The following is a 19,718-nucleotide window of genomic DNA, read 5'->3' on the forward strand; positions in this document are numbered from 1 at the left end:
ACTCCAGCGCAGCTCATCAAGGTCGCCGGTGAGGTGGTGGACCTGGCAACGGAGCTTTTTGACGTGGCCAATTCCAACGTCATCAGTGACGTCGCCGCTGCCACCGATGCAGCCCGGGCCGCTGCTACTACTGCCCGGGTCAACATCGACATCAACGTGGTTGCCATCAAGCCTGGCGAAGCCCGTTCCCGCCTGGCGGAGCAGACGGACGGGATTGAAGCCAAAGTGGTTCTCGCCGCTGATGCCCTGGTGCAGCGCGTACGCGAAAGGATCCTCTCATGAGTACTGCTGTTCGCGGGAACACCGAGGTGCTTTCCGGGAAGGAACTCGCTTCCCGGATCCAGCAGCACGCCCGGGATGAGGCCCGCATCCTTCACTCCGAGGGATTGCGGATCACCCTGGCTGTTGTGGTGGCCACGGAGGACGAGTCAACGCACTGGTATGTCCGTTCGATCGAGCGTGCGGCCGAACGTGCCGGAATTGCTTGCAGGATTGTGGATCTAGGCCCGGATGCCAGCGAGCAAGCACTGGCCGGTGTCCTCGAAGACCTCAGCGCCGAACCAACCGTCCATGGGATCATCCTCCAGACTCCCCTGCCGGCCGCCGTTCGCGCTGACCGGCTGGTGGGGCTCATTGTCCCCGGGAAGGACATCGACGGCGCCAACCCCCTCAGCCTGGGCCGCTTGGCTGTGGGGCAGCCCGCCTTCGCACCTGCTACCGCCCAGGCTGTGGTGGAGTTGCTGGACCACTTCCAGGTTCCGATCGCTGGACGCAACGTGGCCGTCGTCGGACGTTCCGCCGTGGTGGGCAAGCCGTTGGCCCTGCTCCTCCTTGAAAGGGACGCGACCGTCACTATCTGCCATTCCAAATCCGGACCGCTGGAACGCTACACCCGGCCGGCCGACGTCGTGGTGGTTGCCGCGGGGCGCACAGGACTGCTCAAGGGCAGCCACCTTTCACCGGAGACTGTGGTGATCGACGTCGGCACGAACGTTCTTCCCGATGGTTCCCTGGTGGGGGACGTGGACGAAGCCAGTGTTACCGGCGTGGCCGCCGGCCTGAGCCCGGTTCCCGGCGGCGTGGGGTCGGTGACCACCGCACTGTTGCTGCTGCACACGGCTGAGGCTGCGCGGCAACAGTCCCACGCTGCCCTGCTGACTGCTTCCACTTCCCGGATCTGAAGGGTTTACCCATGCATGCCAAAGCTCCGCGCGAGAACATCGACGAGTCACAACTGACCGTCACCAAACCCAAGACCAAAGCTGTAGGCATCCCCGCTGTTGCCAACGCCTTGAAAATTTCGTTGGAACAGATGGGGCCGCTGCGCAGCGTCCAGACCCTGCTGGCAGTGAACCAGTTGGACGGGTTCGACTGCATGGGGTGCGCCTGGCCGGAACACGAAAAGCGCAATGCGGCAGAGTTCTGCGAGAACGGCGCCAAGGCCGTGGCCGAGGAAGCTACCCGACGCCGGGTCACACCGGAGTTCTTCGCCAAGCACTCCGTTGCCGAACTCAGAACCCGAGATGATTTCTGGCTTGGCCAGCAAGGCCGGATTACGCATCCGATGTTCCTGGATGAAGGCGCTACCCATTACACCCCCATTGGGTGGGATGACGCCTATGACCTTATGGCCGAGGAACTGCGGGGAATGGAACACCCTGGCCAGTCGGTGTTCTACACCTCCGGCCGCACCTCCAACGAGGCAGCGTTTGTCTATCAGCTTTTGGTCCGGGGACTTGGGACCAACAACCTCCCGGACTGCTCCAACATGTGCCACGAGTCCTCCGGCTCCGCGCTGGTGGAGACCATCGGCATCGGCAAGGGCTCGGTCAGCCTGACGGACCTGGAGACGGCGTCGCTGATCTTCGTGGCGGGGCAGAATCCCGGAACCAACCACCCCCGCATGCTCAGCGCCCTGGAAAAGGCGAAGAAGAACGGGGCGGTCATCGTCTCGGTGAATCCGCTTCCTGAAGCCGGGCTCCTGCATTTTGAAAACCCACAGCATGTGGCCGGGATGATCCAAGGAACCCAACTGACGGACGATTTCCTGCAGATCCGCGCAGGCGGAGACCAGGCCCTCTTCCAGGGACTGGGCAAATACCTGCTCGAAGCCGAAGCTGCCGGACGCAATACCCCGGGCCTGCAAACAGTGCTGGACCACAACTTCATCGAGAACCACACGGTGGGCCTCGACGATTACCTGCGCTACCTGGAGAAGGTGGAATGGGATGACATTGTGGAGGCAACCGGGCTCACTTTGGAACAGATCCATTCCACCGGTGAGCGAATGCTCGCTTCCAGCGCCACCATCGTGTGTTGGGCCATGGGCCTGACCCAGCACAAGCATTCCGTCCCCACCCTCCGCGACGTAGTGAACGTCCTGCTGCTGCAAGGCAACATCGGCAAGCCCGGCGCCGGAGTCTGCCCGGTCCGCGGCCACTCCAACGTCCAAGGCGACCGCACCATGGGCATCTTCGAAAAGATGCCCGAGGCCTTCCACGATCGGCTGGACCAGGAATTCGGGTTCCGCTCCCCCCGCGAACATGGCTACGACACCGTGGCAGCAATCCGCGCCATGCGGGACGGAAAAGTCCGTTTCTTCATGGGCATGGGAGGCAACTTCGTCCGGGCCGCCCCCGATTCGGAGGTCACCGAGCAAGCCTTGGCCAACACCCGGCTGACCGTTCAGATCTCCACCAAGCTCAACCACTCGCACCTGTCCACTGGCCGGCGGGCGTTGATCCTGCCCACCCTCGGGCGCACCGAGAAGGACACCCAGCGGACCGGCGACCAGCGCGTCACCGTGGAAGATTCCATGAGCGCCGTCCACGCATCACGCGGACGCCTCAAGCCCGCAAGTGAACACCTGCACTCCGAAGTAGCAATCGTGTGCAACCTCGCCCACCGGCTGTTCACCGATGGCCACAGTCGCCTGCCCAACACTCCCCAGGCGGCCTGGCTCGCCATGCGGGACGATTACACCCTGATCCGGAAGCACATTGAAGCCGTGTTTGATGGCTTTGAGGACTTTGAAGCCCGGATCCAACATCCTGGCGGCTTTGTGCTCCCCCATCCGCCCCGCGATGCGAGGAAGTTCGACACCGTGTCCGGGAAAGCACACTTCACCGGCAACGAACTGGAGTTCATCAAAATCCCACCGGGCCGGCTGGTCCTTCAGACCCTGCGCTCACACGACCAGTACAACACCACCATCTACGGCAAGGACGACCGCTACCGTGGCATCCATGGGGGCCGGCGCGTGGTGCTCGTCAACGCTGACGACATCACCGAACTTGGATTCTCCGACGGCGACATGGTCCACCTGATCTCCGAGTTCCAGGGAACGGACAGGCGGGCGGAGAACTTCCGGATCGTGTCCTACTCAACGCCCAAGGGCTGTGCCGCCGCGTATTACCCGGAAACGAACGTTCTGGTGCCCCTCGATTCCGTGGCGGACACCAGCGGAACGCCCACGTCCAAGTCCGTGATCATCAGGCTGGAGAAGGCCTGAGTTCCAACAAGAGTTCCAACAAGAGTTCCAACAAGAGTTCCAACAAGAGTTCCAACAGTCCAATGGTCCGTGGGAGGTGCTTCGGTGGCCTGAAACCTGGGGAGGTATTTCTTCATCGAAGCACCGCTTTCGGACCATTGGGCAGCGTATGTCAGTAACAGCCAAAGAACAGGGAGTGACCATGTCAGGAAACAGAGCAGTCGCCTACAAGGAACCCGGTGTGGTGGAAATCATCGACACCGACTACCCAACGTTTGAGCTCAAGGACGGACCAGGCGTCAACCCCGCAAATGTCGGCCGGAAAGTACCCCACGGTGCGATCCTCCGCACCGTGACCACCAACATCTGCGGTTCGGACCAGCACATGGTCCGTGGCCGCACCACAGCTCCGCAGGATCTGGTCCTCGGCCACGAAATCACCGGCGAAGTGGTGGAGGTGGGACCCGACGTCGAGTTCATCAAGGTGGGCGACATCGTCTCGGTGCCGTTCAACATTTCCTGCGGCCGCTGCCGCAACTGCAAGGAACAGAAGACCGGCATCTGCCTCAACGTCAACCCGGACCGCCCCGGCAGTGCCTACGGTTACGTGGACATGGGCGGCTGGGTGGGTGGTCAGGCCGAATTCGTGCTGGTTCCTTACGCCGACTGGAACCTGCTGCGCTTCCCGGACCGCGATCAGGCCCTGGAAAAGATCATGGACTTGACCATGCTCTCAGACATCTTCCCCACCGGCTTCCACGGCGCAGTCACGGCCGGTGTGGGCGTGGGGTCCACTGTTTACGTCGCAGGTGCCGGGCCCGTAGGCCTTGCCGCCGCCGTCGGCGCCCAACTGTTGGGTGCCGCCGTCGTGATTGTGGGCGACATGAACGAGGACCGCCTGGCCCAGGCGCGCTCCTTCGGCTGTGAAACGGTCAATGTGTCCAATGGCGACCCCAAGGAACAGATTGCGCAGATCCTCGGCGTCCCGGAAGTGGACTGCGGCGTGGACGCTGTGGGATTCGAAGCCCGCGGCCACGGCAAGGACGCCTCCCATGAGGCTCCGGCCACCGTGTTGAACTCCCTCATGGACATCACTGCCGCCGGCGGATCCCTGGGCATCCCGGGCCTCTATGTCACCGGCGACCCAGGCGGAATCGACGACGCAGCCAAGCACGGCTCGCTCTCGCTCTCCCTGGGCACAGGCTGGGCCAAGTCCCTGTCCTTCACCACCGGTCAGTGCCCGGTCATGAAGTACAACCGTCAGTTGATGATGGCGATCCTTCATGACAAGGTCCAGATCGCCAAGGCAGTGAACGCCCAGGCAATCCCGCTCGAGGACGCTCCCCGCGGTTACGCAGAGTTCGACGCCGGCGCGGCAACAAAGTTCGTGCTGAACCCCAACGGCTACGTGAAGGCCTAAGGCAGTACGCATCAACTGATACCGGGGACTGCGCGGCAGGAATTACGGGAAGGCCGCACAGTCCCCGGTATCTGCGGTTAACCTCCTCCCAGGAAGCGGACATCCATGCTGACCCAAGAAATCGCCGGCGTTTCCGTGCGGCACTCACCCGCCTGGGCTGATGCCCGGCAATTGGCCTACGATTGCGCCGGCCCGCTCCCGCCGTCCAAAGCCTCCCTCCGCGAAGCAATCGGGCACACCCTGGCCCGCGCAGTCACCGCCCCGCGGGACCTTCCGCACTACGCGTCATCGGCAATGGACGGCTGGGCCATCAACGGCGGCGGTCCGTGGTTATTGACGACGGCGGGGCTACCGCTCTCACCGGGCGAAGCCAGCACTATCGCCACTGGCGGGCTGGTCCCGGCCGGGGCTTCGGGGGTCCTGCGCAAGGAAAGCGGCCAGGTCTCCGGGGAAGGACAGCTCTTGCTCAGGCACGATGCAAAACCGGGCGAAACGTTGCCCGGCCGGCACATTCGTCCGGCAGGAGAGGAAGCCAGGGCAGGCGATGTCCTCATCCCCGCCGGCACACTGCTCAACCCTGCCCACATTGCCCTGGCCGCCGTGGCAGGCCACGATCACCTCCAGGTACAGCGCAAGCCGAGGGTCGCCGTCGTACTGACCGGCTCGGAAGTAATCACTTCCGGGGAGCCGGCAGCAGGACAGGTCCGTGACGCCTTCGGGCCACAGCTGGATGCCGTCATTTCACAATTGGGCGGGGAACCCGGCGGCCAGCGCAGGATAGGCGACTCGTACGAAGAGTGGGTGGGCGCGCTGGGAAGCGTTCCCGGGGCCTTGCCGCCGGACGTCACCATCACCACCGGCGGAACCGGAAAATCCGGGACGGACCACTTCCGCCAAGCCGTTGCCGCGCTCGGCGGCCGGTTCCTCCTTGACGAGATCGCCATGCGGCCCGGACATCCGGCTGTGCTGGCGGAACTTCCCGAGGGCCGCTTCATCATTGGACTTCCAGGGAACCCCCTGGCCGCGATGATGGCCCTGATGACCGTAGGCGAACCCTTGCTGGCCGCCCTCGGACAAAGGCCGCTCCGGCCAGCCGGGCTGATGACGTCCGGGGCCGACATCGATCCGGACCCGGGACGGACACGCCTCATCCCCTGCAGCGTGCTCCATGACGTGGTGTTCCCTGCCTCCCGCACGGGCCCGGGCATGATGCGCGGGCTTGCTTGGGCAGACGGCTACATGGCCGTTCCCCCGGAAGGCGTCGCGGCCGGCGCGCCCGTACCCGTCCTCCCCCTGCCGTGGACACGCTCATAAGGTGGGCGCCCATGGTGTGAAAGAGTCCCTGCAAAACTCCGTCTAGGATGAGGTCAGACGAGCGTGCAGGCCGGACAACGCACCACCTTGGGCGGCCTGCCTGGACAACGGACACGAGGCATCATGGCCGCACGGAACAACCCGGACATCGACAAGGACGCAGACGCCCACACCGGCGGCGTCCAATCCGTGGACCGTGCCCTCCAGATCCTGGAAATCCTGGCCCGTGAAGGTGACGCCGGGGTAAGTGAGATCGCCGAGGAAATGGGCATCCACAAGTCCACAGTCTCCAGGTTGGTAGGTTCCTTGGTCAGCCGGGACATCGTCCGGCAAAACAGCGAGCGCGGCAAATACCAACTGGGTTTCGGCATACTTCGCCTGGCCTCTTCCATTCCCGGCAGGCTGAGTGTGGTCCACGAGGCCCGGGGGGTCCTGGAATCGTTGGCGGCCGAATACAAGGAAACGGTGAATCTGGCCGTGCTTCGCTCCAACTATGCCGTCAACGTGGACCAGGCAATGGGTCCCTCAACATTGGCCACCTATGACTGGGTGGGCAGCCTGACCCCGCTGCATGCCACCTCCAGCGGCAAAGTCCTTCTTGCCGCGTTGACCGCTGACGAAAGATCCCAGGTCCTCAAGACTGTGGGCCTGCCCGCCCGAACGCCGCGCACCGTCACCAACCGGGGTGAGCTGGAAAAGCAACTGCTTGAGGTCGCCCGAAACGGCTACGCCACGGTTCATGAAGAGTTTGAAATCGGCCTTACTGCCATCGCCGTACCCGTCTTCAACCACGCGGGAAGTGTGATCGCCGCGGTCAGTATCTCCGGGCCGGCGTTCAGGTTCTCTCCCGAGGACCAACCCGGGCTCATTGCGGGCCTCCGCGAGGCCGGCCTGACCATCAGCGCTCGAATGGGCTACAGGCACCGCTAGGCAGCGCTTTCGCGGGGGGCGGAGCAACTGCCCGTGGCAAGCACACATGCGACTCAAAGCCAATTGATATATCAATCTGCTGTTAAAGAGCCGAAAAGCCTTGACTTTGGGTGTGACGCGGAGCACTCTGTTGCATACCGCGAATGTTGTTGATTCATGCGGAACGCCTTCCAAGCTTCCAAAGCCCGGCGTTCAACCAACTGTCAAGCAAAAGAGGTGCACCATGAATCTGCCCCTGAGTACGCCTGCACCGCAGGCTGCCAACGGGAAAATCATGGTCATCAAGGAAGCCCCCAACCTTCCGGCCGACCTCGCCCTTCAGGGCCATGTATAAACGCAAGCCCATGACTCTCCGAGCAAAGGACCCGCTCATGGCTATAAACAGTGACACCAAACCGCTGACACCAGAGGAGTTACCTGCCGACGACCAGTTGGCGGCCACTTCACCGGCAGCCAGCACCAGCAAAGAAAGCAGCCCCGCCCACGCGGCAAGCCCTGAGGAAACCATCAGGGTCTCCGCCGACGACACCACCTTGGCCGCCCTCGACGCTGAGGACGGAGGTGCAGAGCCCCTTCCCGATTCTGAAGAATACGAACAGATCATGGAAGAACTGCGCCATGCCAAGACCGAGCAGGCCGTCTCGGCCCGCCGGAACCGCAAACTTACCCTCGACAAAGTCACCTTCGGGATCACGGGCGCCATCGCCGTCGCCTTCGTGGTCTGGGGATTTGTTGGGCGGGACAGCCTCTCCGATACCTCCAAAGGTGCCCTGAACTGGGTCATGGAGTACACCGGCTGGCTCTTCATGGTCCTCGCCTCACTGTTCGTCGTCTTCGTCCTGTGGCTTGCCCTCGGCAAGTTTGGCAATATCCCGCTGGGCAAGGACGGTGAGAAACCGGAGTTCCGAACCGTCTCCTGGGTGGCCATGATGTTCGCCGCCGGAATGGGCATCGGGCTCATGTTCTACGGCGTGGCCGAGCCGCTGTACCACTACATCTCACCGCCGCCGGGAACAGTGGACGGCCGCACTCCGGCAGCCATCCAGACTGCCATGGCCACCTCGATCTTCCACTGGACCCTGCACCCCTGGGCCATGTACGCCGTAGTGGGCATCGCCATGGCTTACGGGACCTACCGTTTGGGTCGCAAGCAACTGGTGTCCGCCGCCTTCACCTCGCTGTTCGGCATCCGCATGGTGGAAGGTCCGCTCGGGAAGTTCATCAACATCCTGGCCATCTTCGCCACGCTCTTCGGAACCGCTGCGTCGCTGGGCCTCGGCGCCCTCCAGATCGGCAGCGGCATGACGTCCAACGGCTGGCTGGGTGAAATCGGCACTCCGGTGCTGGTGGTCATCGTCGCGATCCTGACCTTCTGCTTCGTGGCATCCGCCGTGTCCGGCATCAGCCGCGGCATTCAGTGGCTCTCCAACATCAACATGGTCCTGGCCGTAGTCCTGGCCCTGATTGTCTTTGTGGCCGGGCCCACCCTGTTCATCCTCAACCTGATCCCCTCCGCCGTGGGCGACTACGCCAGGGACCTTGCCGAGATGTCATCACGAACCGAAGCCGTGGGAGATGATTCCCTGCGCAGCTGGATGACCAGTTGGACCATCTTCTACTGGGCTTGGTGGATCTCCTGGACGCCCTTCGTGGGAATGTTCATCGCCCGCATCAGCCGTGGACGCACCATCCGCCAATTCGTCACCGGCGTCCTGCTGGTACCCAGCGTTGTGAGCGTCATCTGGTTCGGTATCTTCGGCGGGGCCGCCTTCCACGTCCAGCAGGAAGCGGACAAAGCCGGCACTCCAGGCCTTGTGACCATGGTGGACGGCGCACCCTCCATCAACTTCGATGGCGCCCTCTTCGATTTGGTGAAGAACCTGGGAATGCCCGGTTGGCTGACCGCTGCCGTCATCGTCCTGGCCATGGTCCTGGTGGCGATCTTCTTCGTCACCGGCGCCGACGCCGCCTCGATCGTGATGGGATCCCTGAGCTCCAACGGCGCCGAACACCCGCGTCGGGGAGTGGTGATCTTCTGGGGCAGCCTCACCGGCGCAGTGGCAGCAGTCATGCTGCTTGCCGGCGGCGATAAGCCATCGGAGGCTTTGTCGGGACTGCAAAGAGTGACCATCGTGGCAGCCCTGCCCTTTGTGATCGTCATGCTGTTGCTCTGTTTCGCCCTGGTCAAGGATCTTCGCCGCGACCCCCTGCAATTGCACAAGCGTTTGGCTACCTCAGTAGTGGACCGGGCTATCCGGACCGGCGTTGAGCAACACGGCGGTGTTCAATTCGACCTCGTCACCAAGCACGAGTGCGCGGAGAAATGCACCGACTCCGATTGCGCCGGGGGAACACCAACGGGAACCATCCCCCTGGTCGGCAAGCCCCAACAGGACTCCACCGGCAAGTAATCCAGCTTCGAACTGATCCCCTTTACCGATTCTTAGAGGTCCATCATGCCCAACACTTCTGACACCGGCACTCTCCGTCTCAACAACCAAGTGCGCCTCAACAACCAAGCCAATGAGGACGTGACAGTCACCTTGGACGCGTCCAAACCCCTGACTGTCCGGATCGAGGTTGACCGTTGCCCCTGCGGATCTGAACACAGCAAGGCCGGCTCCTACGTCGATAGTGACTTGGGCCGCTAGGCAGCACACAACACGCTAAGCAGCACACAATACGCTCAGCAGCACACAACAAAGCAGGCGCCGGGGTTCCGGCGCCTGCTTTTTGTTGATACTACTGGTAGCCGCTAGGGCTTATTTGGGCATCAGCACCGAGTCAACCAGGTAAACCGTGGCGTTGGCGGTCTGGACGCCACCGCAGATCACGTTGGAAGCTCCGTCAACCGTGAGGGCATCCTTGGTGCCTGCAACCGTCACTTCGCCACCCTGCACAGTCTTGTGGGTGCCGACGATCTGGTCCGGGGTCAGCTGACCGGGGATGACGTGGTAGGTGAGAATCTTGCTCAGCAGGGCATCGTCCGTCTTGAGCGTCTCGATTGTTGCGGGGTCGATCTTGGCGAAGGCATCGTCAACCGGTGCGAACACCGTGAATTCGCTGCCGTTCAGGGTGGAAACCAGGTCCACCTTGGGGTTGAGCTTGCCCGAAACAGCGGCGGTCAGGGTCTTGAGCAGCGGGTTGTTCGATGCTGCAACGGCTACCGGGTCCTGGGCCATGCCCATGACCGAACCGGCGCCGTCCGGAACCTGTGCGGCGTAACCGGCGCAGCCGGGGCCCACGAGGTTGGCGGCCGGGTCCATGGCTGCACTGCTCATGGCCGAGGACGACGGGGAAGCGGACGGCCTTGCGGAGGAGGACTCCGGGGCAGCCGATGCCGAGGAAGGCGAAGTGGAGGTGCTGGTGCCACCACAGGCAGTGAGACCGAGAAGGGCGGCTGCAGTGAGGCCAACGAAGGCGAGGGCGGGGCGCTTTGTGGACAACATGTCATTCTCCTTGTTTTTGGAACCAGGGCGTTGGGTCCATTGGTTGGTGGGACACGGGCTGCTGATGTTGCTTTTGCTTCACCTGCGGTTTGTGTCTCACCAGCTATTCGGAGGATGGGACGGGGTGGATGGGTGCGGATTGAAAAAGTTTTTTTTCATGCCGCCGGACGGTCCCGCCCTTGTACGTCTGCTACGCCGCCGTACGGGTAGTGGGACGAACAAGGGCGGGGCTTTTAGCGGCAGTCCTGGAAGTACGGTCCACCCCGAGCGCGCAGATAAAAAGGGTCACGCTGACAGCGGCCGTGGCTGGAGTGATTCCGTCAATAAGGAGTACCACTACGCCGGCCACCCCACTGACCGTGCTCAGCGCGGCCCTTCGATCCGTGAAAGCGGGAGAGTGGGGTGCGTTCACCTGTTCACAGCGTCCGAGCCACCGGACCACGGGAACAAGGAGAGAAGTAACAGCCACCAACCACAGTGGCCGGCCCAGCCACCACTCTGCGCTGCCCGGAACCGGGAGATGTACCGGGACCACGAGCAGCAAACCCGCAAGGGAAACCATCACCGGCATGTGCCAGAGATAGATAGTCATCGCCCTGGCACCCACCAACCCGACGAGTGACATGGCGCTGGACTGTTCTGCCCACCGTCTGATGCGCTTTTGGGCGAGGGAGAAAACCATCAGTTGTGCGATTGCCAGGAGGGCAAGGGCGCCCGTTGGCGGATTAAGGTTGCTGAACATGTCCCCCGAGTACCAACCAGAGGCAAAGAGGGTCATCAGCAGTATCAGCGAGAACCCCGCAGTCCATTTCCGCACAGCCCCGGACATCCGTCCCACCCACCCATCTGCAAGCCAGAACCCCAGCTGTTGAATGAAGAGCCACACAAAAGCAAGGTTGGCGTATCCGAGGGCAGGAAGGTCCAGGATCAAACGCCCGGCATCTACGGCAACGATGGCCAGCCCCAACCCCACCAGGGTCCGGAGTCCCGCCTTCCCGTGAGCGAATGCCAGCACGGGAACAAGAGCCGAACATCCGAGGTAGACGGCCAGGAACCACAAGGGTTGGCTGATCCGATACCCGGCCGTTTCAACAATTTCCGCGGGAACGCCGTATACGGCAAGGATCAGGAGGCCTGTTCCTACCGAAGCCACCAGAACTACGGCGGGAACCAGCAGCCGCACCAGCCTGAGCCGGACATAGCCACCGGCGGTGCCGCCCCGGAGCTGCATCCGACGCCATTGCGTGATGGAGCTGAAGCCACCGGCAATGAAGAACAGCGGCATAATTTGAACAAGCCAGGACCAAGAGGCGAACCAAGGGTTTCCGTCCAGGGCATTCTCCAGCACAGGCCCCTGGGGACCAACGCTCACGCCTACCATCAGTGCGTGGAGTGCCACCACCACCACAAGGCAGAAACTCCGGATGACGTCCACACTGGCGTCCCGTGCAGTGCCCGGGACATGCGGCCGGGACAGGTGTGCAGTTGTGTCACTTTTCATGCCTTCGACGCTACGGATCAGCGGAATCAGGCACGATGGTGCGGGCCACCCTCTTAAAGGTGGAGCTGGCTATACCGTCAAGGCCCATGCTGCTGCGGCAGACTGAAGTCATGATCAAACCTCGTTTTCGGCCATGGCTGCGTGCCTACGGCTACCTTGTTGGTGAGTTGCTCGCCAGCGTCATCTCCATGGCCATGTTCATGGTTGCCGCGCTCCTCATCCCGTTGTTCCTTTTCAGCGGCGGATGGCTCGTAGCGCCCCGGGCGGTAGCCGGCCTGCGCTGGTGGGCGGCGATAGCCCGCCGTCGAACATCCAGCTACTCCGGTATGCCAGTGACCGAAAACTACGTTCCCATTCCCCGCAGGCCTTCCTTTGAAGAGCGCCTACGTCTGGTCTTTTCCCGCAGCACCGGACGCGATCTGCTGTGGTTGGTGGCTCACGGACTGGGGATGCCGATCGTCGCACTCCTGTGTATCGGGTTTCCTTTTGGCGCCTTGAACTCGCTGCTCATTCCCACCTACTGGTACCTCCTCCCCGCGGACCAGCCTGTAGTCAACCTGTATCCGGTGACGTCATGGGAGGGTGCTTGGTGGATGCTGCTGATAGGCCTTGGATATGCAGCGGTCTCGTGGTGGCTGATTCCCGGAGCGGCTGCAGGACTTGCCTGGATTCAGGGAAAAATGTTGTCGCTTCCCGCGAGCGCTTACCTGGCCGAGCGGGTGACTGCGTTGACGGCCAGCCGTGCCGCGGCGTTGGATGCCCATTCGGCGGAGCTCAAAAGGATAGAACGCGATCTCCATGACGGTGCGCAAAACCGGCTGGTGGGCGTCGTCATGATGCTCGGCCTGGCGGAGCGGACCCTTGAGAAAAGCCCGCAAGACGCACTCCCCCATGTCCGCAGGGCCCAGCAAGCCGCCACCGACGCCCTGGCCGGGCTGCGAACAGCGGTTCACGATATTCACCCGCCCATCCTGGACGAGCTGGGCCTGGAAGGAGCGCTCTCGGCTTTGACGGGCCGCTCGGCCATTCCCTGCAACCTCATGGTGTCCGATCTCCACCGGGTTCCGGCGGCACTGGAATCGGCCAGCTACTTCATCGTGGCTGAAGCCTTGACCAATGCCAATAAGTACAGTGCTGCCACCCGGTTGTCCGTGGTGGTCAAACGGGATGGCTCTGCTGACCGGCTGCTGATTTCAGTGGAGGACAACGGGCGTGGCGGGGCGGTGGAACGTCCCGGCGGAGGGCTGGCAGGAATTCGACGCCGGGCGGCTGCTTTCGAGGGCGTCCTGGACTTTCACAGTCCGGCCAACGGACCAACAACTGTGAGGGTGGAACTGCCGTGCGGGTTGTAATTGCCGAGGATGACGCCCTCCTCCGCGAAGGGTTGTCGCTCCTGCTCAAGAGCGAAGGTTTCGATGTCATCGCTGCCGTGGACAACGCCGTCGACTTCCTTGCCGTCCTTGAGGACGCCGATGCCGCCGTCCTTGACGTGAGGATGCCGCCCACCTTTACGAATGAAGGCTTGCTGGCCGCACGTGAGGCCCGACGACGACGGCCCGGCTTTCCGGTGTTGGTCCTCTCCGCTTACGTGGAGGACCGCTACGCCGGTGACCTGTTGTCCGAAGGTGCCGCCGGCTTGGGGTACCTCCTCAAGGAGCGTGTGGGTAAGGTAGCGGAATTCACTGACACCCTCCGGCGCGTTGCCGGCGGCGCCACCGTCATGGATCCTGAAGTGATCTCCCAGCTGATGAGCCGCCGCGGGGCCAGCGATCCCATCAGCACGCTCACTCCCAGGGAACGCGAGGTCCTTGGATTGATGGCGGAGGGATTGGACAACCTTTCCATTGGGTCCCGCTTGGTGGTCACCGAAACGGCTGTCAGCAAGCACATAGGCAACATCTTCCAAAAGCTGCAACTGTCCACCATGGACCGGGGCCATCGCAGGGTGCTGGCAGTACTCGCGTATCTTCGAAGTTGAGCTCTGGAACCCGCTGGCGGAATCCCGTTGCCTGAATCCAGCACCAATGACACCATGGGCGGATGGCTATCGAGGTCCGACCCGCGACCATGTTCGATGACGTGAAAACCATGCTGGGACCCAAGAGCCCCGACTCGAACGTGTGCTGGTGCCTGAGCTACCGCATCCCGTCGAAGCTCAACCAGGAGCTCCAGAAGCAGGAGCGCGGAAAATACGTCCAAAAGTTGGTTTCCGAGGACCCGCCTCCCGGCGTTTTGGCGTACGACGGCGACGAAGTAGTGGGGTGGGCAGCGGTTCACCCGCGCGCAGACACCAGTTTCGCCAAGAACCGCAAGATCCCCCACGTGGACGAGACAAAGGTGTGGTCCATTTGGTGTATTCGGGTGAGGCCCGGACATCGAGGGAAAGGGATCTCGCACGAACTCCTGCGCGGGGCCATAGAGTTCGCCAAGAGTCACGGGGCGCCCGCCCTTGAGGGTTACCCGGTGGACAACAGGGGCGGCAAGGTGGATCTGACCATGGCCTACGTGGGCACCCGGAGACTGTTCGAAAAGGCGGGTTTCAGGAAGGTCGCCGAAACCACCTCGGTGCTCAACGGTTTCCCCAGGGTGCTCATGCGCATGGACCTCCGCCAGCCAAGTAGGTAACAGCACATGCTCCAATGCGGGCTCAGTAGAACGTTTACTGTCACCTAGTTGGGGCGGGCTCCCTGCAACCTTGCGCTCATGCGGTGCGCTTCCTCGAGCAGCAGCTTGCCCAGGAACTCCTGGCGGTCAGGACGGAAGCGCGGTTCGATGCCCGTCAGGGAGAGCGCCCAGGCAGGGCGGCCCTGCTGGTCAAACACCGCAGCGCCCATACCCCAGCTGCCTTCGAGGATGAGTCCGGGATTAACGGCGTACCCGGCCAGGCGGGTGCGTTCCAGGTTGTCCCGCACTACGTTTTCGGGGTGGCCCACAGCAAAGTCGCCGGCGTGCGCAGGCCAGTCCCCCAGCAGTGCTTCCTGTTCCTCCGGGGGCAGGAAGGCCATGATCGCGGTTCCGGCCGAGGCCACTCCGAGCGGGAAGCGGACCCCTTCGTGCAGCACAAAGGATCGCACAGGAAACGCTCCCTCTTCGCGCAGGACGCAGATGGTTTCATTCCCACGGCGGAGGGAGAAGAACGCACTCTCCCCCGTTTCCGCGGCCAACCTTCGCAGCGAGGGCCGCGCGATGTCCTCCATGGGGAAACGGGCGGCAGCAACCGATCCGAGCAGGAAGATCTCCGGCCCCAGCACCCACTTGCCCGTGCCGGGATCGTGCTCCAGCAAACCTTCGGCAGCCAGGGACGTCAGCAGGCGGTGGACGGTTGGCCGGGTCAGCCCGGACTCGCGCACCAGACCCGCCAGTGATGTTCCACCCGGCTTGCGGCCCACCAGGCGCAGCAGCTGCGCCACCCTGCCCACAACCTGGGCTCCTTGCACTGCCACAGCATCCTCCCTGCGATTTTGTCCACAATATGGATACCGTTCAGTCTAGCGTCCACAGCGTGAGTAGTTGGTCCGCGCCGCCATTGATCTCTTGCGTTGCCCTGCCTAGGCTCGATTCCAAGAAGAGACACGTCCACAAAGTGGACCAACCAGCTCAACGAGGAGTTCGCAATGTCAACCATGTACGCGAGTGCAGCCGAAGCGCTGCGTGAGGTGATGGCAGACGGCCTGACCATCGCCGTCGGAGGTTTTGGCCTCAGCGGCATCCCCGCAGACCTGATCGACGCCGTTCGTGACTCCGGCGCCAAGGACCTCACCATCGTGTCCAACAACATGGGCGTGGACGGCAAGGGCCTCGGCGTCCTCATCGAAGCGGGTCAGGTCCGGAAGGTCATCGCTTCCTATGTGGGCGAGAACAAGCTTTTTGCCGAGCGGTACCTGGCCGGGAAGCTGGAGGTTGAGTTCACGCCGCAGGGCACCCTGGCCGAACGCCTGCGCGCCGGCGGCGCCGGCATTCCCGCGTTTTACACACGGACCGGTGTGGGAACCCTGGTTGCCGAAGGCAAACCGCTGGAAGAGTTCGACGGCGTCACGTACGTCCGCGAGCGCGCCATCACCGCCGACGTCGCGCTGGTCCACGCCCACACCGCCGATACGGACGGCAACCTGATCTACCGCTATACGGCACGGAACTTCAACCCGGTGGTGGCTACCGCGGGTGCGGTGACCATTGCCGAGGCTGAGATCATTGTGCAGCCGGGCGAGCTGGACCCCAACCACATTGTGACCCCGGGGGTCTACGTCCAGCGGCTTGTTCAAGCCACGGACCGGGTCAAGGACATCGAACAGCGCACGGTCCGGCAACGAGCCGAATCACTCACGGTTTAGCAGCAAAGGAGCTCATCACCATGGCATGGACACGAGACCAGATGGCCGCCATCGCGGCTGAAGAACTGAACGACGGCGACTACGTGAACCTCGGCATCGGCATTCCCACCTTGGTGGCCAACAACCTGCCCGACGGCGTGCGGGTGGTCCTCCAGAGTGAGAACGGACTGCTGGGCATGGGCCCGTTCCCCTACGAGGGCGAGGAAGACGCCGACCTCATCAACGCGGGCAAGCAGACTGTCACCATCACTCCCGGCGGCAGTATCTTTGACTCCGCTACCTCGTTCGGCATGATCCGCGGCGGGCACGTCAAGGTGGCCATCCTGGGCGCTATGCAGGTGTCCGGCTCCGGGGACCTGGCCAACTGGACCATCCCCGGCAAGATGGTCAAAGGAATGGGCGGGGCCATGGACCTGGTGGCCGGCACCCCGCGGGTGGTGGTCCTCACCGAGCACAACGCCAAGGATGGTTCGGCCAAGATCGTCACCGAATGCACGCTCCCGCTCACGGGGCTCAAGTGCGTGGACCGGATCATCACGGACCTCGCCGTTTTTGACATCGAAGAAACCCACGACGGCGGCACCCGCCTTCTGCTGACCCGCCTCGCCCCGGGCGTCACGGTGGAAGAGATCCGCAGCAAGACGGACGCGGAGTTCACGGAAGCGCTCACCTCTGAAGAACACACGCTTGAAGGAGCCAACGCATGAGCCTGAAAGAGCAATTTGGCAAAGACATCCTGCTCACAGGGTGGGGCCACAGCAAGTTCGGGAAGCTGACTGATGAGACCTTGGAGTCGCTGATCGTCCAGGTGGCCAGCGAAGCCATCAAGAACTCGGGCCTGGACCCGAAGGACATTGACGAGATCTACCTCGGCCAGTTCAACTCGGGGATGCAGCCTTTGGGATTCACGTCCTCGCTGGCCCTGCAGTTATCCGCCGATCTGGCCAATGTCCCGGCAACCCGCACCGAGAATGCCTGTGCATCCGGATCGGCGGCCTTCCAGCAGGGCGTCAAAGCGGTGCTGGCCGGAACCGCCCGCAACGTCCTGGTGATTGGCGCGGAGAAGATGACCGATGCCGGTGCGGACGTGGTGGGGGCGGCCTTGCTCGGCGCTTCCTATGAGATGGCCGGAAAAGCGTCCTCCACCGGGTTCACCGGCTTGTTCGCAGAAGTCGCCAAGCACTATGGCAAGCGCTATGGGGCAGGCATCAGCGGACTGGGCTTTGAAGGCGGGCTGGGCGATGTCCTGGGCTCCATTGCGGCCAAGAACCACCGCAACGGCATGGACAACCCCTATGCGCAGATGCACCGGGACTTCGGCGAGGAGTTCTGCCGGACCATCTCCGAGAAGAACCCCATGGTGGCCGAGCCCTTGCGCCGCACGGACTGTTCGCCGGTCTCGGACGGTGCTGCCGCCGTCGTGCTTTCCACCTCGGCTACCGGCGGCGCAACCGCGCCTGTGCGGCTGGCCGGATTCGGCCACGCCAACGATTTCTTCCCCGCGGAGAAGCGCGATCCCACCGAGTTCGCAGCCACCCGCGCCTCGTGGGAGCGCGCGTTCACCATGGCAGGGGTAGGCCTGGAGGACCTGGATTTCGCCGAGGTGCACGACTGCTTCACCATCGCCGAGCTCATCATGTACGAAGCCATGGGCCTCACTCCGCGCGGAGAAGGCGCCCGTGCTGTCCAGGAGGGTTGGGTATATAAGGACGGCAAGCTGCCCGTCAACGTCTCCGGCGGCCTCAAGGCGAAGGGCCACCCGGTGGGTGCCACAGGGGTCTCGCAGCATGTCATTGCGGCAATGCAGCTCAGCGGGACCGCGGGCGACATGCAGTTGCCCGCGGCCCGCCGGGGTGCGGTCCAGAACATGGGCGGCGTGGGCATCGCCAATTACGTCAGCGTCCTGGAGGCTCTCTGATTAGCGGTTCCGGATCAGTGCCGCGATCTCCGTAAACCCGAGCCGCTCTGCGTTTTGCAGGGCGGTTCGGCCTTGGGGGTCGCGGATCTCCGGGTTCGCCCCGGCGGCCAGGAGCTGCCGGACCACGTCCTGCTGGTTCGGCCCGCCGTTGTTCAGCAGGACGGCTTCCTGCATGGCGGTCCAGCCCAGGTTGTTGACGTGGTCCACCGGCACACCTGCTGCAATAAGGATCCGAACCGTTTCGGTGTGGCCATGCTCGCTCGCCGGGATCAGCGCAGTTCCGCCATACCTGTTGATGCTGCGAACATCCGCGCCCGCAGCCAACGTCAACTGAAGGACCTCGTTGAAGCCTTCCGCCCCGGCATAGAGGAACGCGGAGTCCTGGATCTCATCCTTGGCGTTGACGTTGCCACCAGCGGCGATCAGTTCGCGGACACGGGGTACGTCGTTGGCTTTGGCGGCCAGGATCAGGAGACGGTCGGTTTCCAGTTGGGCCTCCGGTGGGAGCGTTGACGGTACAGCGGACGACGACGGCCCGGGACCAGCGCTCGTCGTCGCGGTTTGGCTTGGGGCTACTGAAGGCGAGGCCAGGCTTGGAGCTACGGAAGACGAGGCCGGGGCGGGAGGCGGGGCGGCCGGCGTCGTACATCCGGACAGCAGCCCGATCACCAGCAATCCCGCCCCCACCACCGGAGTTTTCATGGCTACTTCGCGGCCGTAGCCAGTGCATCGGCACCGGCGGTGGCGCAGGCTTCGTCGAGGGCGCCGTCGGGAGCGCCGCCCACTCCGATGCCGGCCACCGAAACACCGTTCACCTTCAGCGGTACGCCTCCGGAAAGGAACAGCGTGCCCGGGAGGTCGGCGATGGAGGGGCCGTTACCGTTGACGCGCTTGGCGAGCTCGCTGGTGGGAGCACCAAAAGCGGCCGCAGTGTAGGCCTTCTGCTTGGCGGCTTCGATGGTGTGCTCGGCAGCGTTGTCGCCACGCAGGATTGCCTGGACAGTTCCGAACCGGTCAACCAGTGCGACAGTGACGAACGGCAGCTTGTCCGCCTGGCACTTGGCGAGCGCAGCGTTGACGGCGGCACTCGAGGCCCCTACGGAGATGCGGTTCTGGGCTACGACGTTCTCCGGGGCCGGCTGAACCTCTGCGGCAACTTTCACAGGGGCAGCAGCCGGCGCGCCTGCAGGGGACACGGCGTTGGCCACGGCCGTGACACCGCCGGTGAGCAGCAGCGCTCCAGCAGCGGCGGCGGCAATCATCTTGTTCGACTTCTTCACGGGGTTCTCCTTGGAGTGGGCATCGGGTTCACAGCTTCGGGTACACCTCCATGTTTCCGCCGACGACCGGATGGCCACATCGCCC

At 63.4% G+C, this 19,718-nt stretch carries 19 protein-coding genes; 14 read left to right on the top strand and 5 right to left on the bottom strand.

What is annotated here, in order from left to right; all coding sequences use genetic code 11:
* The 8 genes from HP499_RS00850 to HP499_RS00885 all read left to right on the top strand — a co-directional run.
* Positions 1–282: cyclodeaminase/cyclohydrolase family protein (locus tag HP499_RS00850; protein WP_172322088.1), on the top strand; the 282-nt coding region annotated here is incomplete at its 5' end.
* Entirely contained in the window at positions 279–1,181 is a 903-nt protein-coding gene (locus HP499_RS00855) for a bifunctional 5,10-methylenetetrahydrofolate dehydrogenase/5,10-methenyltetrahydrofolate cyclohydrolase (protein WP_172322089.1), read from the top strand. The genes HP499_RS00850 and HP499_RS00855, both read left to right, overlap by 4 nt.
* A gap of 11 nt (positions 1,182–1,192) precedes the next feature.
* Positions 1,193–3,511 (top strand): FdhF/YdeP family oxidoreductase, encoded by a 2,319-nt coding sequence (locus HP499_RS00860; protein ID WP_172322090.1) that lies wholly within the window; start codon positions 1,193–1,195, stop codon positions 3,509–3,511.
* 181 nt (positions 3,512–3,692) lie between these two features.
* Positions 3,693–4,910 (top strand): formaldehyde dehydrogenase, glutathione-independent, encoded by a 1,218-nt coding sequence (gene fdhA, locus HP499_RS00865; protein WP_026005570.1) that lies wholly within the window; start codon positions 3,693–3,695, stop codon positions 4,908–4,910.
* Between the two features lie 105 nt (positions 4,911–5,015).
* Positions 5,016–6,224 (top strand): molybdopterin molybdotransferase MoeA, encoded by a 1,209-nt coding sequence (locus HP499_RS00870; protein ID WP_172322091.1) that lies wholly within the window; start codon positions 5,016–5,018, stop codon positions 6,222–6,224.
* Between the two features lie 123 nt (positions 6,225–6,347).
* Entirely contained in the window at positions 6,348–7,154 is an 807-nt protein-coding gene (locus HP499_RS00875) for an IclR family transcriptional regulator (protein ID WP_172322119.1), read from the top strand.
* Between the two features lie 371 nt (positions 7,155–7,525).
* The gene (locus HP499_RS00880; protein ID WP_253951299.1) at positions 7,526–9,565 is read left to right on the top strand and encodes a BCCT family transporter; all 2,040 of its coding nucleotides are present in this window, start codon (positions 7,526–7,528) and stop codon (positions 9,563–9,565) included.
* 45 nt (positions 9,566–9,610) lie between these two features.
* Positions 9,611–9,805, top strand: a complete 195-nt coding sequence (locus HP499_RS00885; RefSeq protein ID WP_172322093.1) for a hypothetical protein — start codon at positions 9,611–9,613, stop codon at positions 9,803–9,805.
* Positions 9,806–9,916: 111 nt separating this feature from the next.
* Here the strand turns inward: HP499_RS00885 and HP499_RS00890 are convergent, their stop codons facing one another.
* Positions 9,917–10,603 (bottom strand): fasciclin domain-containing protein, encoded by a 687-nt coding sequence (locus tag HP499_RS00890; RefSeq protein WP_172322094.1) that lies wholly within the window; start codon positions 10,601–10,603, stop codon positions 9,917–9,919.
* Positions 10,604–10,793: 190 nt separating this feature from the next.
* Positions 10,794–12,104 carry an acyltransferase gene (locus HP499_RS00895; RefSeq protein WP_172322095.1) on the bottom strand — a complete coding sequence of 437 codons (1,311 nt, stop codon included), beginning with the start codon at positions 12,102–12,104 and terminating at the stop codon, positions 10,794–10,796.
* A 110-nt stretch (positions 12,105–12,214) separates the two neighbouring features.
* On the opposite strand from HP499_RS00895, the gene HP499_RS00900 reads away from it, so the two are divergent.
* The 3 genes from HP499_RS00900 to HP499_RS00910 all read left to right on the top strand — a co-directional run bounded on the left by HP499_RS00900 (position 12,215) and on the right by HP499_RS00910 (position 14,729).
* Positions 12,215–13,456, top strand: a complete 1,242-nt coding sequence (locus HP499_RS00900) for a sensor domain-containing protein (protein WP_172322096.1) — start codon at positions 12,215–12,217, stop codon at positions 13,454–13,456.
* Positions 13,444–14,082 (top strand): response regulator, encoded by a 639-nt coding sequence (locus tag HP499_RS00905; RefSeq protein WP_172322097.1) that lies wholly within the window; start codon positions 13,444–13,446, stop codon positions 14,080–14,082. Before HP499_RS00900 ends, HP499_RS00905 begins: the two co-directional genes overlap by 13 nt.
* A gap of 62 nt (positions 14,083–14,144) precedes the next feature.
* On the top strand, positions 14,145–14,729 hold the full coding sequence (locus HP499_RS00910; RefSeq protein ID WP_172322098.1) for a GNAT family N-acetyltransferase: 585 nt from the start codon (positions 14,145–14,147) through the stop codon (positions 14,727–14,729).
* A 44-nt stretch (positions 14,730–14,773) separates the two neighbouring features.
* Here the strand turns inward: HP499_RS00910 and HP499_RS00915 are convergent, their stop codons facing one another.
* A complete protein-coding gene (locus HP499_RS00915) occupies positions 14,774–15,547 on the bottom strand; it encodes an IclR family transcriptional regulator (RefSeq protein ID WP_172322099.1) in 774 nt (257 codons plus the stop codon).
* A 171-nt stretch (positions 15,548–15,718) separates the two neighbouring features.
* Here HP499_RS00915 and HP499_RS00920 point away from each other — a divergent pair, with 171 nt between their 5' ends.
* The 3 genes from HP499_RS00920 to HP499_RS00930 are packed head-to-tail and all read left to right on the top strand — an operon-like array spanning position 15,719 to position 18,353.
* Positions 15,719–16,435, top strand: coding sequence for a CoA transferase subunit A (locus tag HP499_RS00920; protein ID WP_172322100.1), 717 nt, complete (start codon positions 15,719–15,721; stop codon positions 16,433–16,435).
* 20 nt (positions 16,436–16,455) lie between these two features.
* The gene (locus HP499_RS00925) at positions 16,456–17,142 is read left to right on the top strand and encodes a CoA transferase subunit B (RefSeq protein WP_172322101.1); all 687 of its coding nucleotides are present in this window, start codon (positions 16,456–16,458) and stop codon (positions 17,140–17,142) included.
* Positions 17,139–18,353 carry an acetyl-CoA acetyltransferase gene (locus HP499_RS00930; RefSeq protein WP_172322102.1) on the top strand — a complete coding sequence of 405 codons (1,215 nt, stop codon included), beginning with the start codon at positions 17,139–17,141 and terminating at the stop codon, positions 18,351–18,353. Before HP499_RS00925 ends, HP499_RS00930 begins: the two co-directional genes overlap by 4 nt.
* Here the strand turns inward: HP499_RS00930 and HP499_RS00935 are convergent, their stop codons facing one another.
* Together HP499_RS00935 and HP499_RS00940 are read right to left on the bottom strand one after the other, a co-directional pair.
* The gene (locus HP499_RS00935; RefSeq protein ID WP_172322103.1) at positions 18,354–19,055 is read right to left on the bottom strand and encodes an ankyrin repeat domain-containing protein; all 702 of its coding nucleotides are present in this window, start codon (positions 19,053–19,055) and stop codon (positions 18,354–18,356) included. It lies immediately after the preceding gene.
* Between the two features lie 2 nt (positions 19,056–19,057).
* Positions 19,058–19,633, bottom strand: a complete 576-nt coding sequence (locus HP499_RS00940) for a heme-binding protein (protein ID WP_172322104.1) — start codon at positions 19,631–19,633, stop codon at positions 19,058–19,060.
* Positions 19,634–19,718: the final 85 nt, after the last annotated feature.

Source organism: Paenarthrobacter sp. CM16 (assembly GCF_013179505.1).
Taxonomy (GTDB): domain Bacteria; phylum Actinomycetota; class Actinomycetes; order Actinomycetales; family Micrococcaceae; genus Arthrobacter.